Source organism: Desulfomicrobium baculatum DSM 4028 (genome assembly GCF_000023225.1).
GTDB lineage: Bacteria > Desulfobacterota > Desulfovibrionia > Desulfovibrionales > Desulfomicrobiaceae > Desulfomicrobium > Desulfomicrobium baculatum.
Genome location: NC_013173.1, coordinates 1,679,794 through 1,704,390, shown reverse-complemented (window position 1 = coordinate 1,704,390; position 24,597 = coordinate 1,679,794). Strand labels below are relative to the sequence as shown.

Genomic DNA, 24,597 nt, shown 5'->3' with positions numbered 1-24,597 from the left:
CTGCCCGCGTCACGCAAAGACGGTCTCTCCCTGCAGTACGGAGCCGGCTTTGATCACTTCCTGCTTCGGCCCTCTGTTGACGAGGCGTACATCGCCCACGCAACGAACGTCTTCCTCGAAGCGGACATCTCCTTCGATCACGAGGCTGTCGCATTTGAGCAGGGACGGCGGGTTTTTGGGGAAACGGGCCAGGAACGCGTCTATTTTCTTGAAATAGTTTTCGTCCAAAGAGATGGACGGCATGGGTGTGCTGCGATCCGGGTTGGGGATGATGGTCTCGCGCTCCGTGCGTACAAAGCAGTCGGACATGACAAGGAGCAGGTCATTTGTCGTTTTGACCGGGGCAAAGCGTTTTCGGGGCACGATGACGGCCTGGGCATTAAGGAAATTGGTGATGGCCGAACCCATTGCCGTTTCCAGTTGAAAAACTTTTGGCGAGGACGGATCGCGAGGATCCAGGCTTTTGGGGTTTATGATCAGGTCAAGCGGCATCATGCGATGCGAGATGAAAACAGACTGCAGGATGCGCAGGTCTATCCAGATGGAATTGGTGTTGAAGAATTTGTATTTTTCGATGTCGCAGAACGATTCCATCTCGTTGTCGGGACACTGGGCCACTTCGCGCAGAGCGAGCTGCTTGTTCTTTTTCAGGCGGCAGAGATGCCCGCCTTTTTTGTCCTGTTCCGTGCGACGGGCGACTTCCATCAAAAAAGGCAGGTTGTGGTGGACCATGTAGCCGAGCAGGCGGCGATTCATGATGGCTCCGAGATTGTCGGAGTTGGAAATGAAAGCGTACAGGTAGCCTTTGTCCAGCAGGGCATCGAGGATGCCCGAGGTGATCATGGCGGTGTAGATGTCTCCGTGTCCCGGAGGATTCCATTCCAGCTCCGGATTCCGGGGCCAGGACGCGGGGCTGTGGTCTTTGGCCATGATCTTGGGGTAGCGATGCTGCAGAAAAGCGAGGTCGATGCCGGTCGTGCCGTTATGAAAGTCCCCGACTTTGAGCATGGTGTCCATGTGCGTCTTGAAGCTGTTCATGAAGACTTGCGGAAAATCCACCCCGTAGTGGGTACGGACCGTCGAGGCCTGCAGCAGGATGAGGTCCAGAAAGCTGAGCCCCTCCTTGACCGGAATAAGCGACTTGGCCGACTCCAGGCCCATGCTGGTGCCAAGGCCCCCATTGAGCTTAATGACCGCGGTCTTTCCCAGCGCTTTTTCACCCTTGTCCTTGAACTGCTCCATGGCATCGTAATCTGCCAGTTCGTCGTCATGCACGGCCATGACGTCGCGGTCGGAAAGCTTGACCTGGGCGCCGTACAGGAATTGGTTAAAGTAACACTTGAAGGTGTTGATGACGATGGGCGGCAGTCCTTGCTGCTCCATCTTCAGGGCAAAGGGCCTGAAGAGAGTGGAGAGTTTGGGGTCGTCGACGCTGACGCAACTGATATCCTGGGCCATGGAGGCTCCTTCTGTGAATCAAGTTTATGATCGTGTTGCCGAGCATGCGGTGAATGTGCGCGGTTGAAGGAACTACATAGTGCATGTGAGTTTATTCGTCCATAATGGCGTGGACCGTAAGAGGATATTTTTGGAGTGTTCAAAAAAATCTGTGGTTCTCGTCTGCCGGTTCGAGATTTTGGTCTTCGGGAGAGACCACGCACCTCGGCATGGAAATTGTCAGCCGAGCCAAGGAATCTTTGCGCTCCATGTGCAGGTGCCCTCCGATGCGTTCCACCAGCCGCAGGCACATGGCCAGGTTCATCTCGTCGTCCTCAAAGGGCATGATGAGTCGTTCGTGCCCGGTTGCCGGTGTATGGACAGGCTTCATGAACAGGTTGACCATGACCAGCTCATTGGCTTCGGAAGCCGTGATGCGGATCGAACCGGATTGTTCGACGATGTCGGCGCCATGCCCGATGAGGTAGATGAAGATGCGATGCAGGAATTCCTGATCGGCCAGGACCGGGGGGAGATCGTCTTCCAACGCGATGTCGCAGCTGATCGATTTGTGTTCCAGCCTACTTGAGACCAGGCGCATGACGAAGTTCACCGTGGGGGGCAGAAGGCAGCAGGTCAGCGTGACGTTCATGGGTTCAAGGTAGGCGGTGATACGTTGGAGCAGGCGTTCAAGGCGGTTGCATTCTTCCAGGATGACTTTGGTCTCCATCGCCTCGGGGTAGCGATTGTGCAACTGGCGCACGAATCCGCCGAGGGAAACCAGGGGATTGCGGATTTCGTGGGCAACCTCTTCGGTCATGATGCGGAGCATATTCAGCTTTTCGTTTTGCAGCAGGAGCTTGTCCAGGTAGGAGTTGCGGGTCATGTCCATGATCATGCCTTCGACCCTGTCCGGAGCGCCTCCCGACATGAGGGGCGGGGCGATGGACTGGACCATGAGGGAGACGGGATATCCCTTCTTGTGCAGGAAACGGAATTCAAAATGAAACTCGGCAGCTTCCGGCTGCAGGCTTTTTTTCAGCGCCAGCATAAATCGGCCGCGGTCTTCCCGCACGATGCGCTTCAAAAAGGATCTGGGCGAGTCGAGAATCTCCTGCGGGGTGTAGCCGAGGATCTGCGTCGAGGCCTGGTTCAGAAATTCGAATTCCAGGTCGCGGTTGATGATGAAAATGATGACCGGGAGCTTCTGGACCAGCCTGAAGAGGTGCCCTTGAGTATCGTGGATGCGCCGCCGCAGGCGTGACTGTTTCAGGCAGTTGCGCAGGCTGTTGATGAAGACATCCATGCTGAGGATGGGTTTGGTCACATAGTCGAAGGCTCCGGATTTGAAGGCGTCGATGGCGTAGGTGATGTGCGTGCGTCCCGAAACGATGATCACGGGAGTGGATGGCCGGGTCATTTTCATGTCGTCCAGCAGCCTCATGCCCTCGTCGCCGGAAATTCCAAGGTCGAGGAGTACCAGGTCCGGTGCCAGCTGCACGAAAAGGTCCATGGCGACCCCAGCCTCGGCCGCCCCATGGACCTTGAATCCCGCGTCTTCGAGACTTGCGGTGATGGAGCCCCGCAGATGCTCGTCGTCTTCGATGATCAGGATGGAATGTGGCATGACCCCGGCTCCGTTGATGCTTGGGAATTGTTGCGGCAGGGCAGGATGATGCTGAACGTGTTCATGGGCGTGGCGTAGGAGTAGCCGACCCGCCCATTGTGCAACTCGACGATTTGCTTGACGAAGAAAAGGCCGTGACCGGAGCCCTCGACGTCATCCGTGGCGCTGCTGCGAAAATCCGCATCGAAAAGTTGCGGCCAGTCCTGGCTGGGGATTTCGTGGCCTGTGGTGCGGATGTAAAGCTCGATCCCCGGTTGCCCGGGACCAAAGGCATGCGGCTGTGATTCCCAACCGTAAATGACCAGCTTTTCATCGCGGCCGGACTCTGTCGGCATGGACACGGTGTATTTGACCGCATTGGACAGCAGGTTGGCGAAAACCTGGGCGATGAGCCCAAGATCGGCCTCCAGGACGAGGTCTTCGTCGATGCGTACGTCAGGGGCTATGCGGATGGAGATTCCCTGGGCGCTTAACAGGGGACGGAAGCGTTCGAGCTGCGGCTCGAAGATCTGGCTCTTGAATTTACAGGGCCGCAACTGCAGATCGTAACTTCCTTTCTCGAAGTGGCCGCGCCTGAGCAGGCTTTCCAGAAACAGGCTCGATTGCTGAAAGCGTCTGGAGATGCTTTTCTGCCGTATCTGCAATTCCTTGGCCATGGCCGCGAGCTCTCGGCGGGCCTCGCGATCCGGGGCGTCGGAGCGCATGGGGGGCAGGGCATCCACTATGCGGCCGAGGCGCTCAAGCTGTTTTTCCATCTGCAGGAAGAGCAGCTTGAAATGCATGTTGGGCACAATGACGTTGTGTCCGATGTCGCGCACCAGATTGTTGATGAAAGTCAGACGATGGCGGTTGCTGATGGCGATCTGCTTCACGGCCATGAGCTGGGCGGCGCTGCGGACGAACCCCAGATAGAAGGTTTCCTCGTCTGGACTCAGGTCCTTGTGCAGGCACAGCATGCCCAGCAGTTTGGGCTCGGGCCCGGTTTCGCAAATGGGAACGGCGGTCAGGCCGTCACGCCGCGCGATGGCCACCGGATCGGGACAGGAGGGTTCGGGAAAGGTGACGAGCCTGGGCCCAAGCGTACTGGTGGTCCGCCGCAGCCGCAGCGTGTCTTTGGGACCGCGCATGTACAGGGAGGCGGGAGTCTTGAGGCATACATCGGGCACGAGCACGCAAAGCGATTTCAGGTCGCGCAGGGATTCGAATTCGAAGCTGGCTTCGAAAAAGAGGTTCAGCGCCGTGCTTCGGGCCGCGGCGCTGTCATCGGCGGCGCAGCCGGCAAGGCGCTCAAGAAGGCGCGCTTTTATGTGTTTGCGTGCGTGAAGCGAGGGTTGCATGGTGTGTCCCGGGTTGCGCGTATTTCGCGAAAGCATAACCCAGGCCTTGCCCCCCTGCAATCAGGGTTTGCGTGTTTTGCCCCGCCCGTCGTATTTTTTGGGGTCGAGGTTGTACTTCTTGATCTTGTAATTGATGATCCGGTAGCTGGCCCTGAGTTCCCGGGCCACCTGCAGCATGTTGCCTCCGCATTTCTGCAGGGCCTCGACCAGAATCTCCTGCTCGAACTTGCCTACGGCTTCCCCGAAGGAGAGCTGGTTGTCCGTGGCCGAGCTTTCGGCCGTCTGCAGGGTCGGAGGCAGATGGTAGGTGCGGATGGCTTCCTCGTTGCATATCAGCACGGCCCGTTCCAGACAGTTGCGCAGCTCGCGCACGTTTCCATGCCACTGGTACTGGGTCAGGAGATCGATGGCGGGCATGGAGATGCGTTTGATGTTCTTCGAGTACTCCTTGGCGAAGAATTCCAGGAAATACTCGGCCAGGGGCAGGATGTCTTCCCGGCGTTCCCGCAGGGGCGGAATGAAGATGGGGAAAACGTTGATGCGGTAATACAGATCTTCGCGGAATGCGCCGGACTTGATCAGGTTTTCCAGGGGCTGGTGCGTTGCGCAGATGATGCGCACATCGACCTTGATGCTTTTCTCGCTCCCCAGACGCTGAATCTCCCCTTCCTGCAGGGCGCGCAGCAGCTTGGACTGGGCCTCGGGACTGAGTTCCCCGATTTCGTCCAGAAACAAGGTGCCCCCGTGAGCCAGTTCGAAGCGGCCCTTCTTGGAACCCACCGCGCCGGTGAAGGCGCCGCGCTCATGGCCGAAGAGTTCGCTTTCCAGAAGCTCCGAGGGCAGCGCTGCGCAGTTGAGGCGGATGAGGGTCTTGGAGCGGCGCGAGCTGGCGTTGTGGATGGCCTCGGCCAGCAGCTCCTTGCCGGTGCCCGATTCGCCGCGCAGAAGCACTGAGGCCTTGCTCGAAGCGACTTGCATGATCTGCCCCATGACAAAGGCCATGGCCTTTGATGTGGCCACGATCTTGGCCTGCACCATGGCCGTGTCGCGGTCCAGGCTCTCGCCCAGGAACCCCATGGACGCCCAGAGTTCTTTCTGGGCCATGTTTTCCTGCAGATACGCGGTCTGGCGGGCGATGACCGCAGCCAGGACCTCCAGAAAGGAGCAGTGAACCCGTAGCACCTCGGCCGGCTGGCAGGGGATGTCCGCGCTCAGGACGCCGAGCGCCTCCTGGGTTCCGTCGGGATTGATCCTGCTGATCGGAACGCAGATGAAGGACAGCTCGGCCAGCTCTTTCTGGGTGCGGCCCATGGCCTTGTTCAGAAACCGCTCGTCATGCCCCATGGCCTCGATGATGATGGATTTTCCGCTGTCGAGAACCTGTCCGGTGACTCCCTGGCCAGGCATGTACGTGGCCTTTACGGGGCCTTTGTGGCCGTACGTGAGGTCGAAACGGATGGTGTTGGCCTTGGGGTCGAAGATGGCCAGGGCCATGCGTTTGTACTTCATGGCCTCGGCGGTCATGGCCAGCAGGCTGTCCAGGCTTGATTGCAGCGGGCTCATGGGGTCGAGGTGCTGCACCGTGCTTTGAAGCGTTTGCAGGTAATGCAGGAATTCAGCGGTCATCATGGGGTGTTTTCCAGATCGTTTTGTGGACGTGCGCGATGCGTTTCCGGCAAAGGCTTAAAGGATCGAAGCCGGAGCCTGCGGTAGCAGGCGAGCCCCGCATTGCGGGGACGCCTTTGTGATTTCATTGGTCTAGGATTTGGACTTGAGCGTGCCGATCTTGTAGTCAAGAAAGGCTTCATTGCCGCTTTCCTTGGATTTGAGGGCCTCGTATTCCGAGATGGCCAGATCGATCTGTCCTGCTTTTTCGGCGGCGAAAGCCAGGTTGGCGGAAATGGCCGGCAGGAATTCCTGGCTGGCGTCTTTTTTGAGCCCGCTCAGTATCTCGACCGCCTTGGCATACTCGCCCTTGAGGATCAGGGCCTTGGCTTCGCCAAGTCCGGCAATGACGCGGATATCAGAACTCTGGCCAACGGACCGCCAGGCACCGGCCGCTTTCTCGTAATCGTTTTGATCCATGAAAATGCGGGCCAGTTCGAGCTGCGCGGCGGAGCGCAGCTCTTTGGGGCCGGACGCGGCGAAGGCTTCCAGTTTTTCGATGCGCGCGGTCTGGTCGGCCATGGTCATGATCACGCCAAGCTCGCTCACGGCCTTTTCGCGCTGTGACTCCTGATAGGTGGTGACGCCTGAATACACGGCCACAGCCATGACAATGCCGCCGACGGTGATGCCTATGGGCTTTATGTTGTCCAGGATTTTTTTAAGCAGGGGATGGATGTCGGAGTCCATTTCCTGTTCGATGGTTGCTAGAATATCATTTGTCGCGTTGCGTTCTTCCATGGAAGGGCTCCTTAAATTCGAATTGCCATTATTGTAAAAGCCCAGTCTGTTTATAGGCAATTTCAAAAAAGGTCAAAGAGATTGCGTGAGTGTAAAACCGTCTCGAATAAAAGGAAATTTCCTCCCGGGAAAGGTTCGCTGGCGAAGTATTCTTGCCTGCGGCGCACCGTTGGTATAGTCTTTGATGAATAAATTTTTCGGCTTCGGATATTTTTCTCAACAGACAGGAGCGAAGGATGAATCTGGAATTACAAATGCGCGAACTGGCCGCATCGGCACGAAGCGCCGCCAGGACACTGGCCACGGCCACGGGACGTGAGCGCAACAAGGCGCTTCTGGCTTTAGCCGACCTGCTGCAGGATTCCCGGCAGGAAATTTTTGCGGCCAACACTCTGGACCTTGACGCGGCGCGTGCGGGCGGTCTGGACGAGGCGCGAATCGACCGCCTGCGCATCACCGATGCCGGCGTGGATTCCATGGCCGGAGCCTGCCGGCACGTGGCCGCCTTGTCCGACCCCGTGGGCGAGGTGGAGGGCATGATAAGGCGCCCCAACGGGCTCTTGGTCGGGCGCATGCGCATTCCTTTGGGCGTTATCGCCATCATCTACGAATCCCGTCCCAACGTGACCATCGACGCCGCCATCCTCTGTCTCAAGGCCGGCAACAGCGTCATTCTGCGCGGTGGTTCCGAGGCCTATCATTCCAACCAGATTCTGGGCGGTCTGCTGCGCCGGGCCCTGGAAGCCGCCGGCTTGCCCGGGGGCTGCGTTCAGATCGTACCGACCACCGAGCGGGCCGCGGTCAAGCATCTTCTGGCCCTGGACGAATATATCGATGTGGTCATCCCGCGCGGTGGCGAGGGCCTCATACGGGCCGTGGTCAAGGACGCGACCATGCCGGTCCTCAAGCATTACAAGGGCGTTTGCCATATCTACATGCACAAAGACGCGGACCAGGAACAGGCCCTGCCCATCATCGAGAACGCCAAGGTGCAGCGTCCCGGTGTTTGCAACGCGCTTGAGTGTCTGCTCGTGCACGAGGGCGTCGCGCGGGAATTTTTGCCGCGTCTGGCCGCAATCCTGGCGCCGCAGGGCGTGTCTTTTCGCGCCTGTCCCCGCTCCTTGCCGCTTCTCGGGGCGACGGCCACCCCCGCAGAGGCCGATGATTTCGGACGCGAGTTTCTGTCTTTGACCCTGGCCGTGAAGGTCGTCGCCACCCAGGCCGAAGCCGAAGAGCATATCGCCTGCCATGGATCGGGCCACTCCGAAGCCATCCTGACCCGCACCCATGACCGGGCCATGCGCTTCCTGCGCACAGTGGACGCCTCCTGCGTGCTCATCAACGCCTCCACCCGCTTCAATGACGGCGGGGAACTGGGGCTTGGAGCCGAAATTGGCATCAGCACCTCGAAGATCCATGCCTACGGCCCCATGGGCGTGAAAGAGCTGACCAGTCTCAAGTACATCGTCTTCGGAGAAGGGCAGGTGCGTGTCTAGACCTTTGTCCGGATCGGTGGGGATTCTCGGCGGATCTTTCAATCCCGTGCACAACGGGCATCTGCGGATGGCCATTGAGGCCCGGGAGGCGCTGGATCTTGCGCGGGTGGAGTTGCTGCCCGCCAAGGTCCCGCCGCACAAGAAAGAGACGGGCCTGCTTGATTTCGGCCTGCGGCTTTCCCTCTTGCGCCAGGCGGTGGAGGGCGTGGAGGGTTTGGCCGTGAACGCCCTGGAAGGGGAGATGCCCGTCCCTTCATATTCGTATGCGACTTTAAGCCGCCTGTGCGAAATGTTCCCGGCCACCAAGTACGTCTTTGTTCTCGGCAGCCCTGATTTCTTGACCTTGCCCGACTGGCACAGGGGCCTGGAGCTGCCGCTTTTGACGGATATCGCCGTGGTGGACCGGCTTGGGCTGGGACAGACGGCGGTGGACGGTTTTCTGGATGCGCACTGGGATTGGCGGGAGGAAGGACCGGGAGTGCGGCGCATCGCCGCAGGCCGGCGGGTCGTTCTTGTGCCCATGGCCCGCCTTGATGTCAGCGCGAGCATGGTGCGGGAAAAATTTTGCGCGGGCCTTGAAACCAGCGGCCTCGTGCCTGAAGCGGTCCGGGGGCGGATGCTGGCCGAACCCCATCTTTTCAAGGATCGCTGGAACGTATCACCCTGACGGAGGAATCATGGTCGGACATATTGTGATGTGGAAATTGAAGGACACCGCGGAAGGTCGCAGCGCCGCGGAAAATGCGCAGATCATGAAGGACATGCTCGGCGCCCTGCCGGGGCTCATCCCGCAGCTGCGCACCCTGGTGGTCAGCACGGACGTTTTCGCCTCTATCCCGGAGACGCAGGTGGTCCTGTACACGGTCTTCGATTCCCCCGAAGACCTGCAGACGTATCAGGTCCACCCCGAACACCAGAAATGCGTGGCCTTTGTCTCGGCCGTAGCCGCCGAAAGACGCATGGTGGATTACAATTTCTAGAGAATGTGGCGAGTGATCCAGGGGGAGCCCGAACCGTATTTTCCCCTTGCCTTCATAAATTCCGCAAAAAGAAAGGGGTGCCTGCGCACCCCTTTTTTTCAGCTGGCCAACAGGGCCACCGTGACTTGTTTCTTGCCGAACTGTCTGGCTTTATCGGTGTCCGGAAAAAAGATGTCCATACGCTGCGTGTAGCGGCTGCTCATCAGATCCGCGATTTCAAAGATCCCGTGTCCTTTCACGTAGACCTTCTTGCCAAAAACCCAGCCTTCATCGAACAGATCCCTGCTCACGGCGACGATGCCGGGCCGCGCTTTGCCCATGCTGGCCGTTGTTTGCGGGTCGGGCCCGCATTCTTCGACGGTGGGACTGTAGGCCGTCACGGTCACTTCCTTGACCCATCTATTTCTGAGCTCCGCCACCTGGCGGGTCAGTTCCTGTCGTTCCTCGCTAAGCGTCGCGATCCGGGCTTCGTAGTGCCGGCTCGTCTCCAATCTGGTTCCGTTGTAGGCGGCAAATCCTACCAGAGAGGCGATCATGACGAAAAAAAGCGAGGTGACGACAAATACTCCATGACTATTCATGTATGTACCTCATCATGCTTTGGGGGGTGTTGTCGGCGACGGGAGTGGGGAGTGGGAGCCGAAGAGAGAGAGCGGGAAAATGCCGACCGCATGGAAACAATAGTTCATAACAATTTACTTCTTTAACCGAACGGCCAGGTCGATGCAACCCTGAATGTGAACGCCGTCCCCAAAGAAGAATCCGGAAAGAAAACTGTTTCTTTCCGGATGGTTATTGCCTTTACTTGGTGTCTTGAGGTTCAAATCGCAAAGCGAGGGAATTGATGCAGTATCGCAATCCAGTGGGCTCTGGTCCATCGGGGAATACATGGCCCAGATGTCCGTCACAGACAGCGCAGAGCACTTCAGTGCGGACCATGAACCAGGATTTGTCCTCGTGCTTTGCGATATGCGTTTCATCCACGGGCTTGAAAAAACTGGGCCAGCCCGTCCCGGAATCGAATTTGGCGTCTGAGTGGAAGAGCGGGGTCTGACAGCCCGCGCAAACATAGGTTCCCGTCTGATGATGATCGTTGAGTTCTCCGCTGAAAGCGGGTTCGGTGCCCTTTTCGCGCAGCACGTGGTACTGCTCCGGGCTCAATATTTCCCGCCATTCGGCATCCGTCTTTATAATCTTGTCCATTGAATATCCTCCCGTGGGCCATACGATGATGAGAGCCAGGATCAGAAGCAACCGGGTTGTTTTTGAACATGTGCGCATGTTTCGTCTCCTTTTTCGAACACGTAAGAATTGTGCCGGGGCTGTAAAGGCGCTTGTTTCTCTTGGTGTTCTTTTATGATAGCTTCGCTCATCCTGCACGACAGACTTTGACCCAAGGAGAAGGCAAGATGGCGAACCCGGAGATCAATGAAATCGTCGAATCCCTGAAGGACGACATACAGCGGCATGTGGCTCTGACCCTGGGCAGCGACCCCTTCCCCCCGCGCAAGGGGCGCTATTATCTCGGCCTGTGCTACAGCGTGCGCGACCGCCTGCTTGGCCAGTGGATTGAGACCCAGCGCTCATATTACGATTCCATCACCAAGCGCGTGTATTACATGTCCCTGGAATTTCTGCCCGGACGATTCCTCATGAACTATATCCAGGCCTTGGGTCTGGAGGAGGTGTGCCGCGAGGCGGTGCGGGATTTCGGCCTGGATCTGGATGAGCTGCTTGAGGAGGAATGGAATCCGGGGCTTGGAAATGGCGGTCTTGGCCGGCTGGCTTCCTGCTATATGGATTCCATGGCCACATGCAAAATTCCCGGTTACGGCTACGGCATCCTCTACGACTACGGCATTTTTTATCAGACCATTGTCAACGGTTACCAGCATGAAGGCTGCGACAACTGGCTGCGTCAGGATTCGCCCTGGGTGCTTCGGCGCGGGCATTTCATGTTCCGCATCAATTTTTACGGACGCAGCGAGGCTTACGAGGACAGCGCCGGGCACGAGCGTTTTCGCTGGGTGGACACGGAGTCGGTCATGGCCATGGCCTGCGACATCATGGTGCCAGGCCATCAGAACGGCCATGTGACCAACATGCGCCTGTGGAAGGCCATCTCCACCCGGGATTTCGAACTCGAGCATTTCAACCGGGGCGACTACATCGGCGCGGTCCAGGCCAAGGTCGAGAGCGAGAACATCTCCAAGGTGCTTTATCCCAACGACACCAGCCCGCGCGGCAAGGAACTCAGGCTGCGGCAGCAGTACTTCTTCGTGGCCGCGACCTTTCAGGATATTCTGCGGCGTTTCCGCAAGAACAACTACTCCTCCTTCGACTGCTTTCCCGACCAGGTCGCGGTGCAGCTCAACGACACGCATCCGGCCATCAGCATCGCGGAGCTTATGCGCATCCTGGTCGATGAAGAGGCCCTGACCTGGGAATCGGCCTGGAGCATCTGCCAGAAGACGTTCTCCTATACCAACCACACCGTCCTGCCGGAGGCTCTGGAGACATGGTCCGTGGAACTCATCGGACGCATGCTGCCGAGGCACCTGCAGATCATCTTCGAAATCAACCATCGTTTTCTGGACGATGTGGGCAAGCGCTTTCCGGGCCGCGTCGACCTCTTGAGGTCGTTATCCCTGGTCGCCGAGGGTGATGGAAAGCAGGTGCGCATGGCCCATCTGGCCATCGTCGGCAGCCACACGGTCAACGGCGTGGCCGAGCTGCATTCACAGATTCTCAAAACCCGGCTGTTCAAGGATTTCAATGCGCTTTATCCCGGCAAGTTCACCAACGTGACCAACGGCATCACCCCCCGTCGCTGGCTGATGCAGGCCAATCCGTCCCTGGCCGAGCTGATCACGAGCGTCATCGGGGACGAGTGGATTCATGATCTGTCGCACCTTTCCGAACTGGCCGCGCATGCCGACGATCCGGAATTCCAGCAGCGCTGGCAGGAGGTGCGCAAGCGCAACAAGAAGCTCCTGGCCCGCTATGTCCTGCGCAAGCTCGGGGTCGGCATCAATCCGGCGACGCTTTTCGACATGCACATAAAGCGCATCCACGAGTACAAGCGGCAGATCCTCAATGTTCTGCACGTCATCACTCTTTATAACCGCATCCGCTCGGAAAGCCTTGAACATCATGTTCCGCGCACGGTGTTTTTTGCAGGCAAGGCCGCGCCGGGGTATTTTCAGGCCAAGCTCATCATCAAACTCATCAATTCCGTGGCCCAGGCCGTGAACGGCGATTCCGCCGTGGGCAACGATCTGCGGGTCGTGTTTTTGCCCAACTACTGCGTCTCGCAGGCGGAAAAGCTCATCCCGGCCGCGGATCTGTCCGAACAGATTTCCACGGCGGGCATGGAGGCTTCGGGCACCGGCAACATGAAGTTCGCCCTCAACGGGGCGCTGACCATCGGCACCCTGGACGGGGCCAACATCGAGATCAGGGAGGTGGTGGGAGAGGACAACTTCTTCCTCTTCGGTCACACGGAAAGCGATGTGCACCGTCTGCACTCCGGGGGCTATGACCCCGTGCAGATTTACGAAAGCAACATCGAGCTCAAAAAAGCGTTGGACATGATCTCCACCGGCTTTTTCTCGCCGGAGGCGCCGGACCTTTTCAGGCCCATCGTCGATTCGCTTCTGGCCCACGGCGACTATTATCTCGTGTTGGCCGATTACGCCAAATACGTGGCCGAGCAGGGCAACGTCTCAAAGTGCTATGAAGACCGACCCTTGTGGACGCGGATGTCCATCCTGAACACCGCCAACATGGGGAAATTCTCCAGTGACCGTTCCATCATGGAATACGCGCGCAACATCTGGAACGTCTCGCCTCTGGCTTAAGCCCGCAGTCAGGCGCCTTGGCCGACCTCAAGCAGGGAGGACGCCCAGGCGCCTGATTCGCGGTGTACTCGCCGCATTGTCTCCTGGCCCAGATTCAAATCCTGCAGGATCCTGCCCAGCTTGTCTTCATCCTGATCTTCGAACGCGAGCATAAGGGTCATGAGCGGCATGTATTCAGTTGTGCTCTCGCCGCGCAGGGCCTTTTTCTGCGCGTCGTTCAAGGGCAGAAACGCCAGGGCGTCAGCCATGGAGATGCCGAGGATGGCGTCGAGAAGCGAAAACATGCCCAGCAAAAACATCTCGTCGGGCTTGAAGTCCCAGTAGTCGTGGCCGGCCACGGTCTGCTCCAGGAATTTTCCCCGCCACAGCGAGAGATGCAGAAGCTCGGTCTGCTCCTCGCCCTGGGTGATGTCCGCCAGCAGCACGGCACGCAGCCAATTGCGCACGTTTGTCCAGCCGAGCAGGGTGATGGCCTGGCGGATGGAATCGATCTTGCGCATGAATCCGAAAGTCGGCGAGTTGAGATAGGCCAGCAGCCGGTAGGAAAGGGTCACGTCGGCCTGGATGGTCTGGGCCAGGTGGTCGAGATCGGGGGACTTGGCTTCAATGACGCGCAGGATCTGCAGGCGTGAATTCTGGTGCGAGGACAGCTTTTTTCCCGGAATGATCTCCGCGGTCTTGAAAAAACGCCCTTGGAAAAGGGAAATGCCAAGGCTCTGCAGGTGTTCCAGTTCTTCCCGGCTGGTCACGTTGCGCGCGATGACGGTCTTTGCGGCCTTCACGGTTTTGGCAAAGTCTTCGGCCATGTCCGGGGCGGACAGGCAGATCACGGCGGCCAGGTCCATGATGGCGGCTGAAGGGGCGGTGCCGGCATCCCACTCCAGGGCGATGGTGTGCCCGTCCGTCGCCATCTGCCGCAGCGCCGGGAGCAGGTCCGGGTCGCTTTGGAAATCCGGGTTGACCAGGATGGCTGAGGATTGCGCCGGAAACGCGTAGGGGATCTGCTTTTGCAATTGGTCCCGGGTGTAGGAGAGAAGTATTTTCTTGTTGCGGGCCAGGATTGTGTTCAGCCCGATGAAATCACCGGCGATGACCGCAGCGCCCACATTGGCCTGCTCCGGGTTTTGGGCAAGGCCTGCGGCAAGGCTTGAAGTGGCCTGAATCTCATAACCCCACACTGTCTTGGCGGCGGTGAAAATCGGGTTTCGGGACAGGAGGTGCAGGTTTGTCGTGCTCGGAACTGCTGCGGGCATGGGTGGCTCCCGGTTGGGTTGGAATTGTGGGGTATGATCATTTTAGCAGAACCAGGCACAATTTTGAAATGTTATTTGCCGGCCGCAAACCCGTGTTGACATTTATGTGCATGCTTTTCTCCGGCGCGGCGTTGCGGATTGTTTTGGCCTTGATGCCATGCGCGTTACTCCAGGCATGGCGCACCCTGAGAAGATGTTGTGGCATTTTGGATGGTTTTGCAAATTTGTAATTTATTTCCCGATATATTTGGGATTGCCGGGATTGCATATTTCAAAAATGTAATCTATTTAATCGTGCAATTCGCGACATTCTTATATTTCGGCATGTTGCGCTTGTGGCATCTGAATTGCTTCTGGGTTTGCAACTGTAATCACGGATCAACGCAGCATAAAAGCATACATCAACTTGTCCTGGAGGATATCATGAACGGACTCACGGCCCGCAGGGACGCCATCAAGGCAATCACCGACTACAAACCCTTGCATGCTCCCCTGAATTTCAACGAGACATCCCTTACGGAAATGTTTGGAAGCAACGTGTTCAATGACAAGGTCATGCGTGAACGCCTGCCCAAGACCGTCTATAAATCATTGAAGAAGACCATCGAACTCGGTGAAAAGCTCGACGCTTCCGTGGCTGATGTCGTGGCCAACGCCATGAAGGATTGGGCCATCGAGAAAGGGGCCACCCATTTTACGCACGTTTTCTATCCCCTGACCGGCCTGACCGCAGAGAAGCACGACTCCTTCCTGACCCCCGACGGCAAGGGCGGGGCTGTGGCCGAATTCAGCGGCAAGATGCTCATTCAGGGCGAGCCCGATGCCTCCAGTTTTCCCTCCGGCGGCCTGCGCGCAACGTTCGAAGCACGTGGCTACACCGCCTGGGACGTGACCAGCCCGGCCTTCATCCTTGAGAATCCCAACGGGACTTTCCTGTGCATCCCGACGGCCTTCGTGTCCTGGACCGGCGAGGCCCTGGACAAGAAGACTCCGCTGCTGCGCTCCATGCAGGCTCTGAACAAGCAGGCCAAGCGCGTGCTGAAGCTTTTCGGCGTCGAAACCAAGCTGCCCCTGACCAGCTACGCCGGTCCCGAGCAGGAATATTTTCTCATCGACCGCAATTTCGTGTTTGCGCGTCCCGACCTGCTCATCGCCGGCCGCAGCCTTTTCGGCGCCAAGCCGCCCAAGGGTCAGGAGTTCGAGGACCAGTATTTCGGCGTCGTGCCGCGTCGCGTCATGTCGTTCATGATGGAAGTGGACCGCGAACTGTTCAAGCTCGGCGTCCCGGTCAAGACCCGCCACAACGAAGTGGCGCCCAGCCAGTTCGAGATCGCGCCCATCTACGAGCAGGGCAACCTGGCCACGGACCACAATCAGCTGGTCATGACCGTGCTGCGCAGCGTGGCCAAGCGTTACGGCATGGTCTGCCTGCTGCACGAGAAGCCCTTTGCCGGCATCAACGGCTCGGGCAAGCATCTCAATTATTCCATCGGCAACGATGAGGTCGGCTGCCTGTTCGATCCCGGCGACACGCCGCATGAAAACGCCCAGTTCCTGGTCTTCTGCGCCGCCGCCATCCGCGCCGTGCACAAGTACGGCCCGCTGCTGCGCGCCACCGTCGCCAGCGCCTCTAACGATCATCGCCTCGGCGCCAACGAGGCCCCGCCGGCCATCATGTCGGTGTACCTCGGCGAGCAGCTGACCGACGTCTTCGAGCAGTTCAAGAAGGGCGAGGTCAAGAGCTCCAAAAAGAAAAGCGTCATGAACATCGGCGTGGACACGCTGCCGCCCCTGCCCATGGATCCGGGCGACCGCAACCGCACCAGCCCCTTCGCCTTCACCGGTAACCGCTTCGAGTTCCGCGCGGTGGGTTCCTCCATGTCCATCGCCGGCTCACAGGTGGCCCTGAACACCATGATGTCCGAGTCCCTGGACTACATCGCCACGGAGCTGGAAAAAGCCACCGGCGGCAAGAAGACCAAGCTCAATGAAGCCGTGCAGAGTCTCTTGCAGAAGATCATGATCGAGCACGATGCGGTCATTTTCAATGGCGACGGCTACTCCGACGAATGGCACAAGGAAGCCGAAAAGCGCGGTCTGGCCAACCTGAAGGCCACCCCCGACGCCCTGCCCATGCTGTCCATCCCCTCGACCATCGAGCTCTTCACCAAATACGGCGTGCTGACCGAAGCCGAGCTGCGTTCCCGCGAAGAGATCTACCTGGAGATGTACTGCAAGACCATCGAGACTGAAGCCAACCTGATGCTGCGCATGTCCAAGACCGTCATCTTCCCGGCTTCCTTCCGCTATCAGAACGAGCTTGCCCAGGCCTGCGCCAATCTTCAGGCCATCGGCAAGGAATTCGGCACCACCACGCTTGACCAGCTGACCGCCAACCTGCGCGGTATGCAGAAGGTCACCTACGAACTTGAAGCGTTGCTTGAGGGTGACAAAGGCGCCTCGACCCTGGATCACGCCAACTACTTCTACAAGACCATCCTGCCTGCCATGGCAGAGGTCAGAAAGCATGCCGACCTGCTGGAAACGATCGTCGCCGACGATCTGTGGACTCTGCCCAGCTACCAGGAGATGCTTTTCATCCGCTAATCAGTTTTCCGCCGAACCGGCCTGTCGAAGCGCATCCTCCCCTCGCCAGGTCTTTGCCGAAAACCGGCCGGTTCACGGAATTTTTTCAAGGGCTGCTTTCGGGCAGCCCTTTTTCGTTGTGTTGACGCCGCGCGCCCGTGTGTCTAGATATCTGTGGCGCCTTTGCACATAGCACGTGAGAACCCACCCATGGAAATTTTTCGCAGATGGATGAGCGCTGTTTTTTCCGACACGCAACTGGTCATCCTCTTTTTGGTACTGGTCGTCAGCGTGGCCATTGTCCTGTCCGTGGGCAACCTCCTGGCTCCGGTCATTGCGAGTGTGGTCATATCCTTTCTGCTGGATGGGCTGGTGCGCTTTCTGGTCAGGTTCCGCTGGCCGCGCATGCTGGTCGTCGTGCTGGTTTTCGGGCTGTTCATGCTGTTTCTGGCGGTGATGATTCTGGCCCTGGTGCCGCTCCTCGTGTCGCAGATCACGGATCTGATCGACAATATCCCCTGGATCATCTCCAAGGCGCAGAACGCGCTGACGCATCTGCCCCGGCAGTATCCGATCCTGACCGAAGCCCAGGTGCAGACCGTGGTCGATTCCCTGACCGTCCAGTTTTCCCAGTATGGGCAGCAGGTCCTGGCTTTTTCCCTTTCTTCGGTGCGCTCCGTCTTTTCCTTTGTGGTCTATATGGTGCTCATGCCGATCATGGTCTTTTTCTTTTTGAAGGATAAGGACGTGATCCTTGATTGGCTGTGCGGCTTTCTGCCCCAGGACCATACTTTGGCCAGCACTGTCTGGATGGACGTCAAGACCCAGGCCGGCAACTACGTGCGCGGGCGGATCTGGGAAGTGCTCATCGTCTGGGGCGCGACCTACGCCTCGTTTTTGTTCTTCGGCCTGGACTACGCCATGCTGCTGAGCCTCCTGGTGGGACTGTCCGTAATCATCCCATATATCGGGGCCGTGGTCGTGACCGTGCCAGTGCTGATCATCGCGTACATCCAGTGGGGTTTTGACGCGCAGTTCACCTGGACCATGATCGTCTATCTGGTGATCCAGCTGCTGGACGCCAACCTGCTTGTGCCGCTCCTTTTGTCCGGAGCCGTCAACCTGCACCCCATCGCGTCCATCACGGCCATCCTGATTTTTGGCGGCATCTGGGGCTTCTGGGGAGTGTTTTTCGCCATACCGCTGGCCTCGCTGGTGCAATCAGTGCTCGGCGTCTGGAAACTGAGGCGCGGATGCGTGGTGGGGGAAAGTTGAGATTGTTTTTATAGGACCAACAGGTCGTATGGGTCCTGCGGGCCTGTGAAAAATACTACACAACTCATTAGATTATAGGGAAAATTAATGAAAAAATACGACATCTACGGAATGGGCAACGCCCTGGTCGATATGGAGTTTGAAGTGCCGGACGCCTTTTTGGAAACCATGGGCGTGGAAAAGGGCTTCATGACCCTGGTCGATGAAGAGCGGCAGTTCGAGTTGCTCGAATACCTGCGCAGTGAACGCAGCGTCCGTTCCGGCGGTGGGTCGGCGGCCAACACCATCGTGGCCAACGCCTTTTTCGGCGGAAAGTCTTTTTACACCTGCCTGGCCAGCAACGACGAAATGGGCGACTTCTACGCCCAGGAGCTGGCCCAGGCCGGGGTGGACACCAATCTCGCGGAACGCCGCGCCGACGGGGTTACCGGCAAGTGTCTGGTCATGATCACCCCCGACGCCGAACGGACCATGAATACCTACCTCGGCATCTCCGAATCCCTGTCCGTGGAGCAATTGTGCCCTGCGGAGCTGAGCGAGTCCGAATTTCTGTACGCGGAAGGGTATCTGGTCACCTCGCCCACGGCCCGGCCTGCCGTGGTGGAGGCCATGAACATCGCACGCTCTGCCGGAGTCAAGACGGCGCTGAGCTTCTCCGATCCGTCCATGGTCAAGTATTTCCGTCTGGGGCTGGAAGAGATTGTCGGGGAAGGGGTGGATCTGCTTTTCTGCAACCGCGAAGAGGCGCTGCTCTGGGGCGAGTGCCGCACCCTGGCCAAGGCCGTGACCAAGTTGCGTCAGAAGGCCCGGAGCTTTGTGATCACCCTCGGCAGCGAGGGGGCTCTGGTTTTTGACGGAGAAGACATGCACGAGATCGACGCCTGCCGGGTCACCCCTCTGGACACGAACGGCGCCGGCGACATGTTTGCCGGGGCCTTCCTCTATGGCATCACCCACTCCATGAGCTACGTCCAGGCCGGAGAGTTCGCGAGCCTTGCCGCGTCCAAGGTGGTCACAACCTTCGGCCCTCGGCTCACCCCCGAACAGTACGCCCAGACCCTGGCCGAATTCAAGGGCCGGTAGCGGGGAGCGGGGATGTTTGCGGGACTTGAGGGATGGGCCGAATGGCTTGGCTGGCTGGCTGGTCTCTCCGTCCTGACGTTCGCGGGGTCGCTGATAATCATTCCATTGGTGGCCGCGCGCATCCCCGCCGACTATTTCTCCGCGCCCAGGCGGGGGCAGACAGAGTGGCGCAGACGGCATCCCATATTGCGGCTGTATGTGCTGATTCTCAAAAATCTCCTGGGACTGGTCCTCTTCCTGGCTGGAGTGCTCATGATCTTCCTGCCGGGACAGGGGCTGCTGACCATTTTTCTGGGCATCATGCTGATGGATTTCCCCGGAAAATACCGCCTGGAAAAATACATCATCTCACGCGGCCCCGTGCTTCGCGCCATCAACTGGATTCGGTACCGGGCGGGTGTGGCGGTCTTGGAAGTGGGAGAGCAGGGCAGGGGACAATGAAAACGTTCGGCAGCGGTTCGGCCTGGGGCTTTATTGCGAAGAGCGTTCAGATTTTTTGCAGTCAGAAAGAGGAATATCCTCTGATTTAAGGATATTATGAGTTTGTATGGGTGATTCAACACCGCAGGTCGCGTTATTTTCGATGTTTTAACATGCTGAATTAATAGCTTTTTATTTGAATTTTAATTTTTTGGAAAAAAGTCTTTGACAGCGAGCATGTGTCCCTATAAAGACTGTTTCTCGTTGGACGGGACTGGGCGGTTAGCTCAGCTGGGAGAGCGTCGGCCTTACAAGCCGAGGGTCATAGGTTCGATCCCTGTACCGCCCACCACGAAGACAAAATGCGGGGTCGTAGTTAAGTCGGTTATAACGCCGGCCTGTCACGCCGGAGGCCGTGGGTTCGAGTCCCATCGGCCCCGCCAAAGAAATCAAGGGTTTACGTGAAAGCGTAAACCCTTTTTCTTGTTCACGTGTCCCGCCTGCGTGTCCCAAGAATTTTCGAGGCCAGAATTGACGTGGCTCGATTGGCCGTTGTGACACGGTGGATGTAGCGTTGCGTCGTAGTCGCTGATTTGTGCCGCAGGAGCTGTTGGACGTCGAGCAGACCAACGGATCCATCAGAGATAGCTACGCTTGCTGCAAGATGCCGAATTCCGTGGTAACCGAATGGCCGGACTCCGGCCTGATCGCAAAGTCGGTAAAGCCAACGTCTGTGATCAACCAATGGCTTTTGGCCCCTCTTGCTAACGAATACGTGCTCCACGCTCGGATATCGGTTCATCTGTTCACACAGGGCCGACTTAAACTCCGGGGGGATGGGAACAAAATCAGCTTCTACGTCGGAGTTTTTCCGCTTCCGTGTCCACAAGCGCAGCCGGTTTTCTCGCAAATCAACATCCTCTGTCTTCAATCCGAAGACCTCACTCTTGCGACCTGCTGAAAAGAATAAAGCCATGAGCAGCGTCTTGCCTTCTTTGTCAGCAACAGCAACGACTTTAACGAAGTCGTCGAGTGAGGGTACATATCGAGGGTGTCGTGATTCTGCCTGCCGCTTGACTTTCTTGAATGGGTTTTCTGCCGGGAACCCGCAATATTGAACGCCCCATTGCCAGGCCGCAATCAAATTTTTGCGATCTTTATTCGCGGCATTGCCGCTTCTTCCCAGCTTTCGCTCACCCGCAAAGTAATGCTGCGCAAGCAGAGGTGTGATCTGTTCGATTTTCAGACAACCCCTCCCTCCACCAATTTTTAGGGTCCGACCAGAATCCTCATACTGTTCTGTGAACATGTCATGACAAAGCTTTTTCTCTTTGTACGTCTTGACGCTGACCTGCCGGGAAACTTCGGACCACTCAATTCTTGAGAGTTTCCCCACGGTTCAGGTTTTTCCCATACTGCCGACAGAAATGTTCTGGCGTCATGTTGTTCAGGCTTGAATGCGGACGAATGGAGTTGTAGTGCCGCCTCCATTCCTCGATCACAACCCGCGCCTCGGACCGACACCGGAACCATTCCATCGACAGACACTCATCGCGAAATTTGCCGTTAAAACTCTCGTTCAAACCGTTCTGCCATGGCTTCCCAGGCTCAATCAGCGCCAGATCCAGAGACTCCTGAGCCGCCCATCTGAGCAGCGCCTTCGACACGAACTCCGGTCCGTTGTCAGAACGCAGGCTCAGAGGGGCTCCACGTTCGCTGATCAGGCGGGACAGCACCTCGATCACCCGGCCCGATCTGATGCTGCCGGCAACGTCTATAGCCAGGCATTCCCGCGTGTATTCGTCTACCACAGTCAGGCATTTGATCTGCTGACCATTGGCGCAGGCGTCATAGACAAAGTCGTACGCCCACAGTTCGTTTGCTCCCATCGGCAGTTGCGGTCTCGGGCGGGACGCCGCCACTCGTTTCCGAGGCCGCTTCCTGGGCACCTGTAACCCGGCCTTGGACCACAGGCGGAACGCCTTGTCGGCGCCCATGACATGCCCCAGACGCTCCATGAACACGTTGATCCGGCGATATCCAAAGCGCGGATACGTCGCAGCCAGATCTGTCATAGCCGCCATCAGTGGCTTGTCCCGGGCCTCCAGCCGTGACTCGTAGTGGAGCGACGACCGGGAAGTGGATAACAGCGCACACGCCCTGCGTTGTGAAAGTCCGCGACTCCTGGCGTATGCCACCTGGAGGCGTCGGGCGGGTGCGCCTACCACTTTTTTGCGGCGATCTCCTTCATGACCTCGATTTCGAGGTCCCGTTCCGCAAGGATCTTCTTCAGTCGCGTGTTCTCTTGTTCCAGCAACCGCAGCCGCTTCACGTCATCGGCGGACATGCCGGCAAACCGCTGTCGCCACGTATAGATCGTCTGCTCGCTGATTCCATGCTTCTTGGCCACCTGGGCCACCGGACTGCGGTCAGCTTCGCGCAGGATGCCCACCATCTGCTCTTCGGAAAATCGTCCCTTTTTCATCAGTTCCCTCGTGGTTGAGGGGGAACCTATCTCAAGTTTCGACTGGTCTGAAAAGTGCCGGGCAGGTCACCTGCGTTCGCCTGCTCAAGTCCACGCAATGATCATACTTCTGTTGCGCTTCTTCTGACTCCTTTCCCAAAAGGAGGATAGGGTTAAAGCTTTGGCCGGTGAAGTTGAGATTGTCCCGGACAAAGTCTGAATTGAAGACCCGAACGAGCAGATTTGACTGTGTGAAATTCGCCTCAGTAATAGGGTCGCCGTCAGTCTCGAATGTAAACGAGCACCCCGATAGATCTTGATTCGGCGTCCTACTTTCTAGCTGGGCGAACAGACGCGAAATTGTGGTCTTACCGGAGTAGTTCCATCCGTAGATAAGGTTTTTGACACCAAACTCTTGAGCGTCTGCTGGCTTGGTATAGTTTTCATAGACGCCTAACCCTTTGATTTTTGCGATTCCCTTGATCATTTCCTGCCTGCGGCTATCTTTAAATTTTCCCCATTCAATTACAGAGGCGTTCCACCAATCGTTGGACAGAGGATCACCGTTATTAAGCTTGAAATCTTTCGTCAGGCAGCCTTGCAGGCTCTATTGTACGAATCCATAGGCACCCAAATAGTTTGAACGGGCACCCCTAAAGCGTCAAACCGTGAGCACACACGTAGCATGGTATAACCTGAAAATCAGCAAAAAAAGTTGTCATACAACAAGTCGACCTGCGCAAGTTATCATTTTTGTCCGAACCATGGTGACTTGCAGAGATTATGATTACTATTTGCAAGTCGATAGTCGCAGGACGAAATCATAAACCCTATCCCAGAGGATTGTGATTCAATTTCGGTTAAAGCCCCCTAGAATGCCATGCCATAGTAACTAGATATGTTTATGAATATTATTAGGTCTTTTGCCAAAACTGGATGTCATTTCTTGGCTGTATTTGGTCGAACAGTTGAGGTCCTGCCAATAGGCAGCCAAAGAGCCACAAAAATATCTATCAGCTATGTACTGGTGCTTGGTTTGTAGTCCTAGAATCTCTTAAAATTCTCATTTGAGGCATCGATTTATACCTTACTATGTTATGTCGAGCGAAGCACGTGATTTAAGTGACTATAAAGTCTTCCAATAGACCCAATCAAGGCGCCCATAAATCCGATGATAGAGATAGTTATGGAATCATTCATTAATGTTTAATTATTAAAATAGTGTTATCCGTTAATATACTATTGTTGTATTTTGATTGCTAATATAGGTATCTGAAGTCGCCTGGCCCTGTGTTTTTGGCCCACCGAGTACTTGCCAACCAATGCCAACAAGCTTCTCGTCATTGAAGAGATAAGGAACAAACTCATCATCAGTAGTTAGTCCGTCTGGTTGACGTACAGATCTCATGTAGTAAATTTCAACCTTGACGCCATCTTTGATGTATTTTTCTGGACTCTTTCGACTAGAAATTGGCACATCTTCTTGCGTAGGTAAAAGAATAGATAGTACTTTACCTTTGCTATCACCAAGTTCTATCTTGCTGGAAACATTATTATATTTTACTATGGCGTTATCAATCTGTAATCCAACGCAACTTGTCAGTTGTACTGTTAAAAACAATAATAATATAAACTTGAAATTCATTTTTTCTCCAACATGTTGATGCCTGTAAAATATTAAAAATATTAACAATAAATTTATTTTATTAATAAGATGGATAAATTAGCAAATATTATCAACTTTTGCACAATGCCAAATAGACAGGTTTGATTTAAATTATTAATTAAACATTTCTTGAGTAGTTCTTACTCCTGTTTATTATTAAGACGATTGCGATATTCTTGAGCAAGTTCGTCTGGATAATATCCATTTTTGACAGCCCATATGGGCCAAATGAAATTAATTTTTGTCCGCTCTTGGTTCTCAATAGTCATATAAGTATTTGCACCTGTACAAATTAGAAAATCAGAGTTCAGCTTTTGACCAATGAGTGGCTGAGTTCCAAACCAAGTCACTTCAACTGGAATATTAAAATCAAGATTTACGTAAAGTGCCTTGTAAGCGGCAATTTTAGTGTGCGATTCATCTTCATGTAAGGGTGATACTTCAACACACTCAAAATATTTATCGCCTGCACGCCCTGGCAAATCTTGCCCGACAGGATCATCGAAAAAAAATGAAGATTTACTAATGTCGTTTATTGAAATTTTAGATTCTTGAAGAGAATCAATTAGTTTGTATAGACTGTCACTAACAAACGGGATCTGGGGTCACCCATCAAAAGGACCGAGGTCAAGAGAAAGTGCTCCAGCGGGCCAGAAAATTAGGTTTTCTCGCCTCGGACAAAACTACTTGATAATACCTCGAATTTC

At 56.3% G+C, this 24,597-nt stretch carries 21 protein-coding genes and 2 tRNA genes; 10 read left to right on the top strand and 13 right to left on the bottom strand.

From position 1 onward, the window contains the following. Positions 1 to 9: 9 nt before the first annotated feature. The 5 genes from DBAC_RS07575 to DBAC_RS07555 all read right to left on the bottom strand — a co-directional run bounded on the left by DBAC_RS07575 (position 10) and on the right by DBAC_RS07555 (position 6,807). Positions 10 to 1,458, bottom strand: a complete 1,449-nt coding sequence (locus DBAC_RS07575; RefSeq protein WP_015773692.1) for a UTP--glucose-1-phosphate uridylyltransferase — start codon at positions 1,456 to 1,458, stop codon at positions 10 to 12. A 139-nt stretch (positions 1,459 to 1,597) separates the two neighbouring features. Then, positions 1,598 to 3,064 (bottom strand): response regulator, encoded by a 1,467-nt coding sequence (locus tag DBAC_RS07570; protein ID WP_015773691.1) that lies wholly within the window; start codon positions 3,062 to 3,064, stop codon positions 1,598 to 1,600. After that, entirely contained in the window at positions 3,046 to 4,401 is a 1,356-nt protein-coding gene (locus DBAC_RS17850) for a sensor histidine kinase (protein WP_050762064.1), read from the bottom strand. Before DBAC_RS17850 ends, DBAC_RS07570 begins: the two co-directional genes overlap by 19 nt. A gap of 60 nt (positions 4,402 to 4,461) precedes the next feature. Then, positions 4,462 to 6,030 (bottom strand): sigma-54-dependent Fis family transcriptional regulator, encoded by a 1,569-nt coding sequence (locus tag DBAC_RS07560; RefSeq protein WP_015773689.1) that lies wholly within the window; start codon positions 6,028 to 6,030, stop codon positions 4,462 to 4,464. A 129-nt stretch (positions 6,031 to 6,159) separates the two neighbouring features. After that, entirely contained in the window at positions 6,160 to 6,807 is a 648-nt protein-coding gene (locus DBAC_RS07555; protein WP_015773688.1) for a tetratricopeptide repeat protein, read from the bottom strand. Between the two features lie 236 nt (positions 6,808 to 7,043). Between DBAC_RS07555 and DBAC_RS07550 the strand changes: the two genes are divergently transcribed. Genes DBAC_RS07550 through DBAC_RS07540 form a run of 3 tightly spaced genes read left to right on the top strand, consistent with a single transcriptional unit; the run spans position 7,044 to position 9,283 of the window. Then, positions 7,044 to 8,303, top strand: a complete 1,260-nt coding sequence (locus tag DBAC_RS07550) for a glutamate-5-semialdehyde dehydrogenase (protein WP_015773687.1) — start codon at positions 7,044 to 7,046, stop codon at positions 8,301 to 8,303. Then, positions 8,296 to 8,970, top strand: coding sequence for a nicotinate (nicotinamide) nucleotide adenylyltransferase (gene nadD, locus DBAC_RS07545; RefSeq protein ID WP_015773686.1), 675 nt, complete (start codon positions 8,296 to 8,298; stop codon positions 8,968 to 8,970). Before DBAC_RS07550 ends, nadD begins: the two co-directional genes overlap by 8 nt. A 10-nt stretch (positions 8,971 to 8,980) precedes the next feature. Then, positions 8,981 to 9,283, top strand: coding sequence for a Dabb family protein (locus DBAC_RS07540; RefSeq protein WP_015773685.1), 303 nt, complete (start codon positions 8,981 to 8,983; stop codon positions 9,281 to 9,283). 98 nt (positions 9,284 to 9,381) lie between these two features. Here DBAC_RS07540 and DBAC_RS07535 read toward each other — a convergent pair whose 3' ends face one another. Both DBAC_RS07535 and msrB read right to left on the bottom strand, forming a co-directional pair. Then, complete coding sequence (locus DBAC_RS07535) at positions 9,382 to 9,864, bottom strand: 3D domain-containing protein (protein WP_015773684.1); 483 nt, start codon at positions 9,862 to 9,864, stop codon at positions 9,382 to 9,384. A 220-nt stretch (positions 9,865 to 10,084) separates the two neighbouring features. Beyond that, positions 10,085 to 10,564, bottom strand: coding sequence for a peptide-methionine (R)-S-oxide reductase MsrB (msrB, locus tag DBAC_RS07530; RefSeq protein WP_015773683.1), 480 nt, complete (start codon positions 10,562 to 10,564; stop codon positions 10,085 to 10,087). A 128-nt stretch (positions 10,565 to 10,692) separates the two neighbouring features. Between msrB and DBAC_RS07525 the strand changes: the two genes are divergently transcribed. Continuing rightward, positions 10,693 to 13,143 carry a glycogen/starch/alpha-glucan phosphorylase gene (locus DBAC_RS07525; protein WP_015773682.1) on the top strand — a complete coding sequence of 817 codons (2,451 nt, stop codon included), beginning with the start codon at positions 10,693 to 10,695 and terminating at the stop codon, positions 13,141 to 13,143. 8 nt (positions 13,144 to 13,151) lie between these two features. Here the strand turns inward: DBAC_RS07525 and DBAC_RS07520 are convergent, their stop codons facing one another. Beyond that, complete coding sequence (locus DBAC_RS07520) at positions 13,152 to 14,396, bottom strand: EAL and HDOD domain-containing protein (protein WP_015773681.1); 1,245 nt, start codon at positions 14,394 to 14,396, stop codon at positions 13,152 to 13,154. 423 nt (positions 14,397 to 14,819) lie between these two features. Here DBAC_RS07520 and DBAC_RS07515 point away from each other — a divergent pair, with 423 nt between their 5' ends. The 6 genes from DBAC_RS07515 to DBAC_RS07490 all read left to right on the top strand — a co-directional run bounded on the left by DBAC_RS07515 (position 14,820) and on the right by DBAC_RS07490 (position 20,203). Beyond that, entirely contained in the window at positions 14,820 to 17,003 is a 2,184-nt protein-coding gene (locus DBAC_RS07515) for a glutamine synthetase III family protein (protein WP_015773680.1), read from the top strand. 210 nt (positions 17,004 to 17,213) lie between these two features. Further along, positions 17,214 to 18,257 (top strand): AI-2E family transporter, encoded by a 1,044-nt coding sequence (locus DBAC_RS07510; RefSeq protein ID WP_228644940.1) that lies wholly within the window; start codon positions 17,214 to 17,216, stop codon positions 18,255 to 18,257. A gap of 87 nt (positions 18,258 to 18,344) precedes the next feature. Continuing rightward, positions 18,345 to 19,340: an adenosine kinase gene (locus DBAC_RS07505; RefSeq protein ID WP_015773678.1), complete on the top strand. Its 996-nt coding sequence runs from the start codon at positions 18,345 to 18,347 to the stop codon at positions 19,338 to 19,340. A gap of 12 nt (positions 19,341 to 19,352) precedes the next feature. Continuing rightward, positions 19,353 to 19,781, top strand: a complete 429-nt coding sequence (locus tag DBAC_RS07500; protein ID WP_015773677.1) for a PGPGW domain-containing protein — start codon at positions 19,353 to 19,355, stop codon at positions 19,779 to 19,781. Between the two features lie 255 nt (positions 19,782 to 20,036). Then, a tRNA-Val gene (locus DBAC_RS07495) sits at positions 20,037 to 20,112 on the top strand. A gap of 14 nt (positions 20,113 to 20,126) precedes the next feature. Then, positions 20,127 to 20,203 (top strand) — tRNA-Asp (locus tag DBAC_RS07490). Positions 20,204 to 20,247: 44 nt separating this feature from the next. Here DBAC_RS07490 and DBAC_RS07485 read toward each other — a convergent pair. The 5 genes from DBAC_RS07485 to DBAC_RS18815 all read right to left on the bottom strand — a co-directional run bounded on the left by DBAC_RS07485 (position 20,248) and on the right by DBAC_RS18815 (position 24,372). After that, entirely contained in the window at positions 20,248 to 21,156 is a 909-nt protein-coding gene (locus tag DBAC_RS07485; protein ID WP_050762063.1) for a tyrosine-type recombinase/integrase, read from the bottom strand. Next, positions 21,134 to 22,245 (bottom strand): IS3-like element ISDba1 family transposase gene (locus DBAC_RS07480; protein WP_092194752.1). Its coding sequence is split into 2 segments (ribosomal slippage): positions 21,134 to 21,996 and positions 21,996 to 22,245, totalling 1,113 coding nucleotides; the frame shifts between segments, so codons are not numbered across the junction. The genes DBAC_RS07485 and DBAC_RS07480 overlap by 23 nt, the downstream gene beginning before the upstream one ends. A gap of 31 nt (positions 22,246 to 22,276) precedes the next feature. Further along, on the bottom strand, positions 22,277 to 22,711 hold the full coding sequence (locus DBAC_RS07470; RefSeq protein ID WP_015773675.1) for an AAA family ATPase: 435 nt from the start codon (positions 22,709 to 22,711) through the stop codon (positions 22,277 to 22,279). 744 nt (positions 22,712 to 23,455) lie between these two features. After that, complete coding sequence (locus tag DBAC_RS07465; protein ID WP_015773674.1) at positions 23,456 to 23,869, bottom strand: DUF3192 domain-containing protein; 414 nt, start codon at positions 23,867 to 23,869, stop codon at positions 23,456 to 23,458. A gap of 161 nt (positions 23,870 to 24,030) precedes the next feature. After that, complete coding sequence (locus DBAC_RS18815; protein WP_015773673.1) at positions 24,031 to 24,372, bottom strand: hypothetical protein; 342 nt, start codon at positions 24,370 to 24,372, stop codon at positions 24,031 to 24,033. Positions 24,373 to 24,597 lie beyond the last annotated feature (225 nt).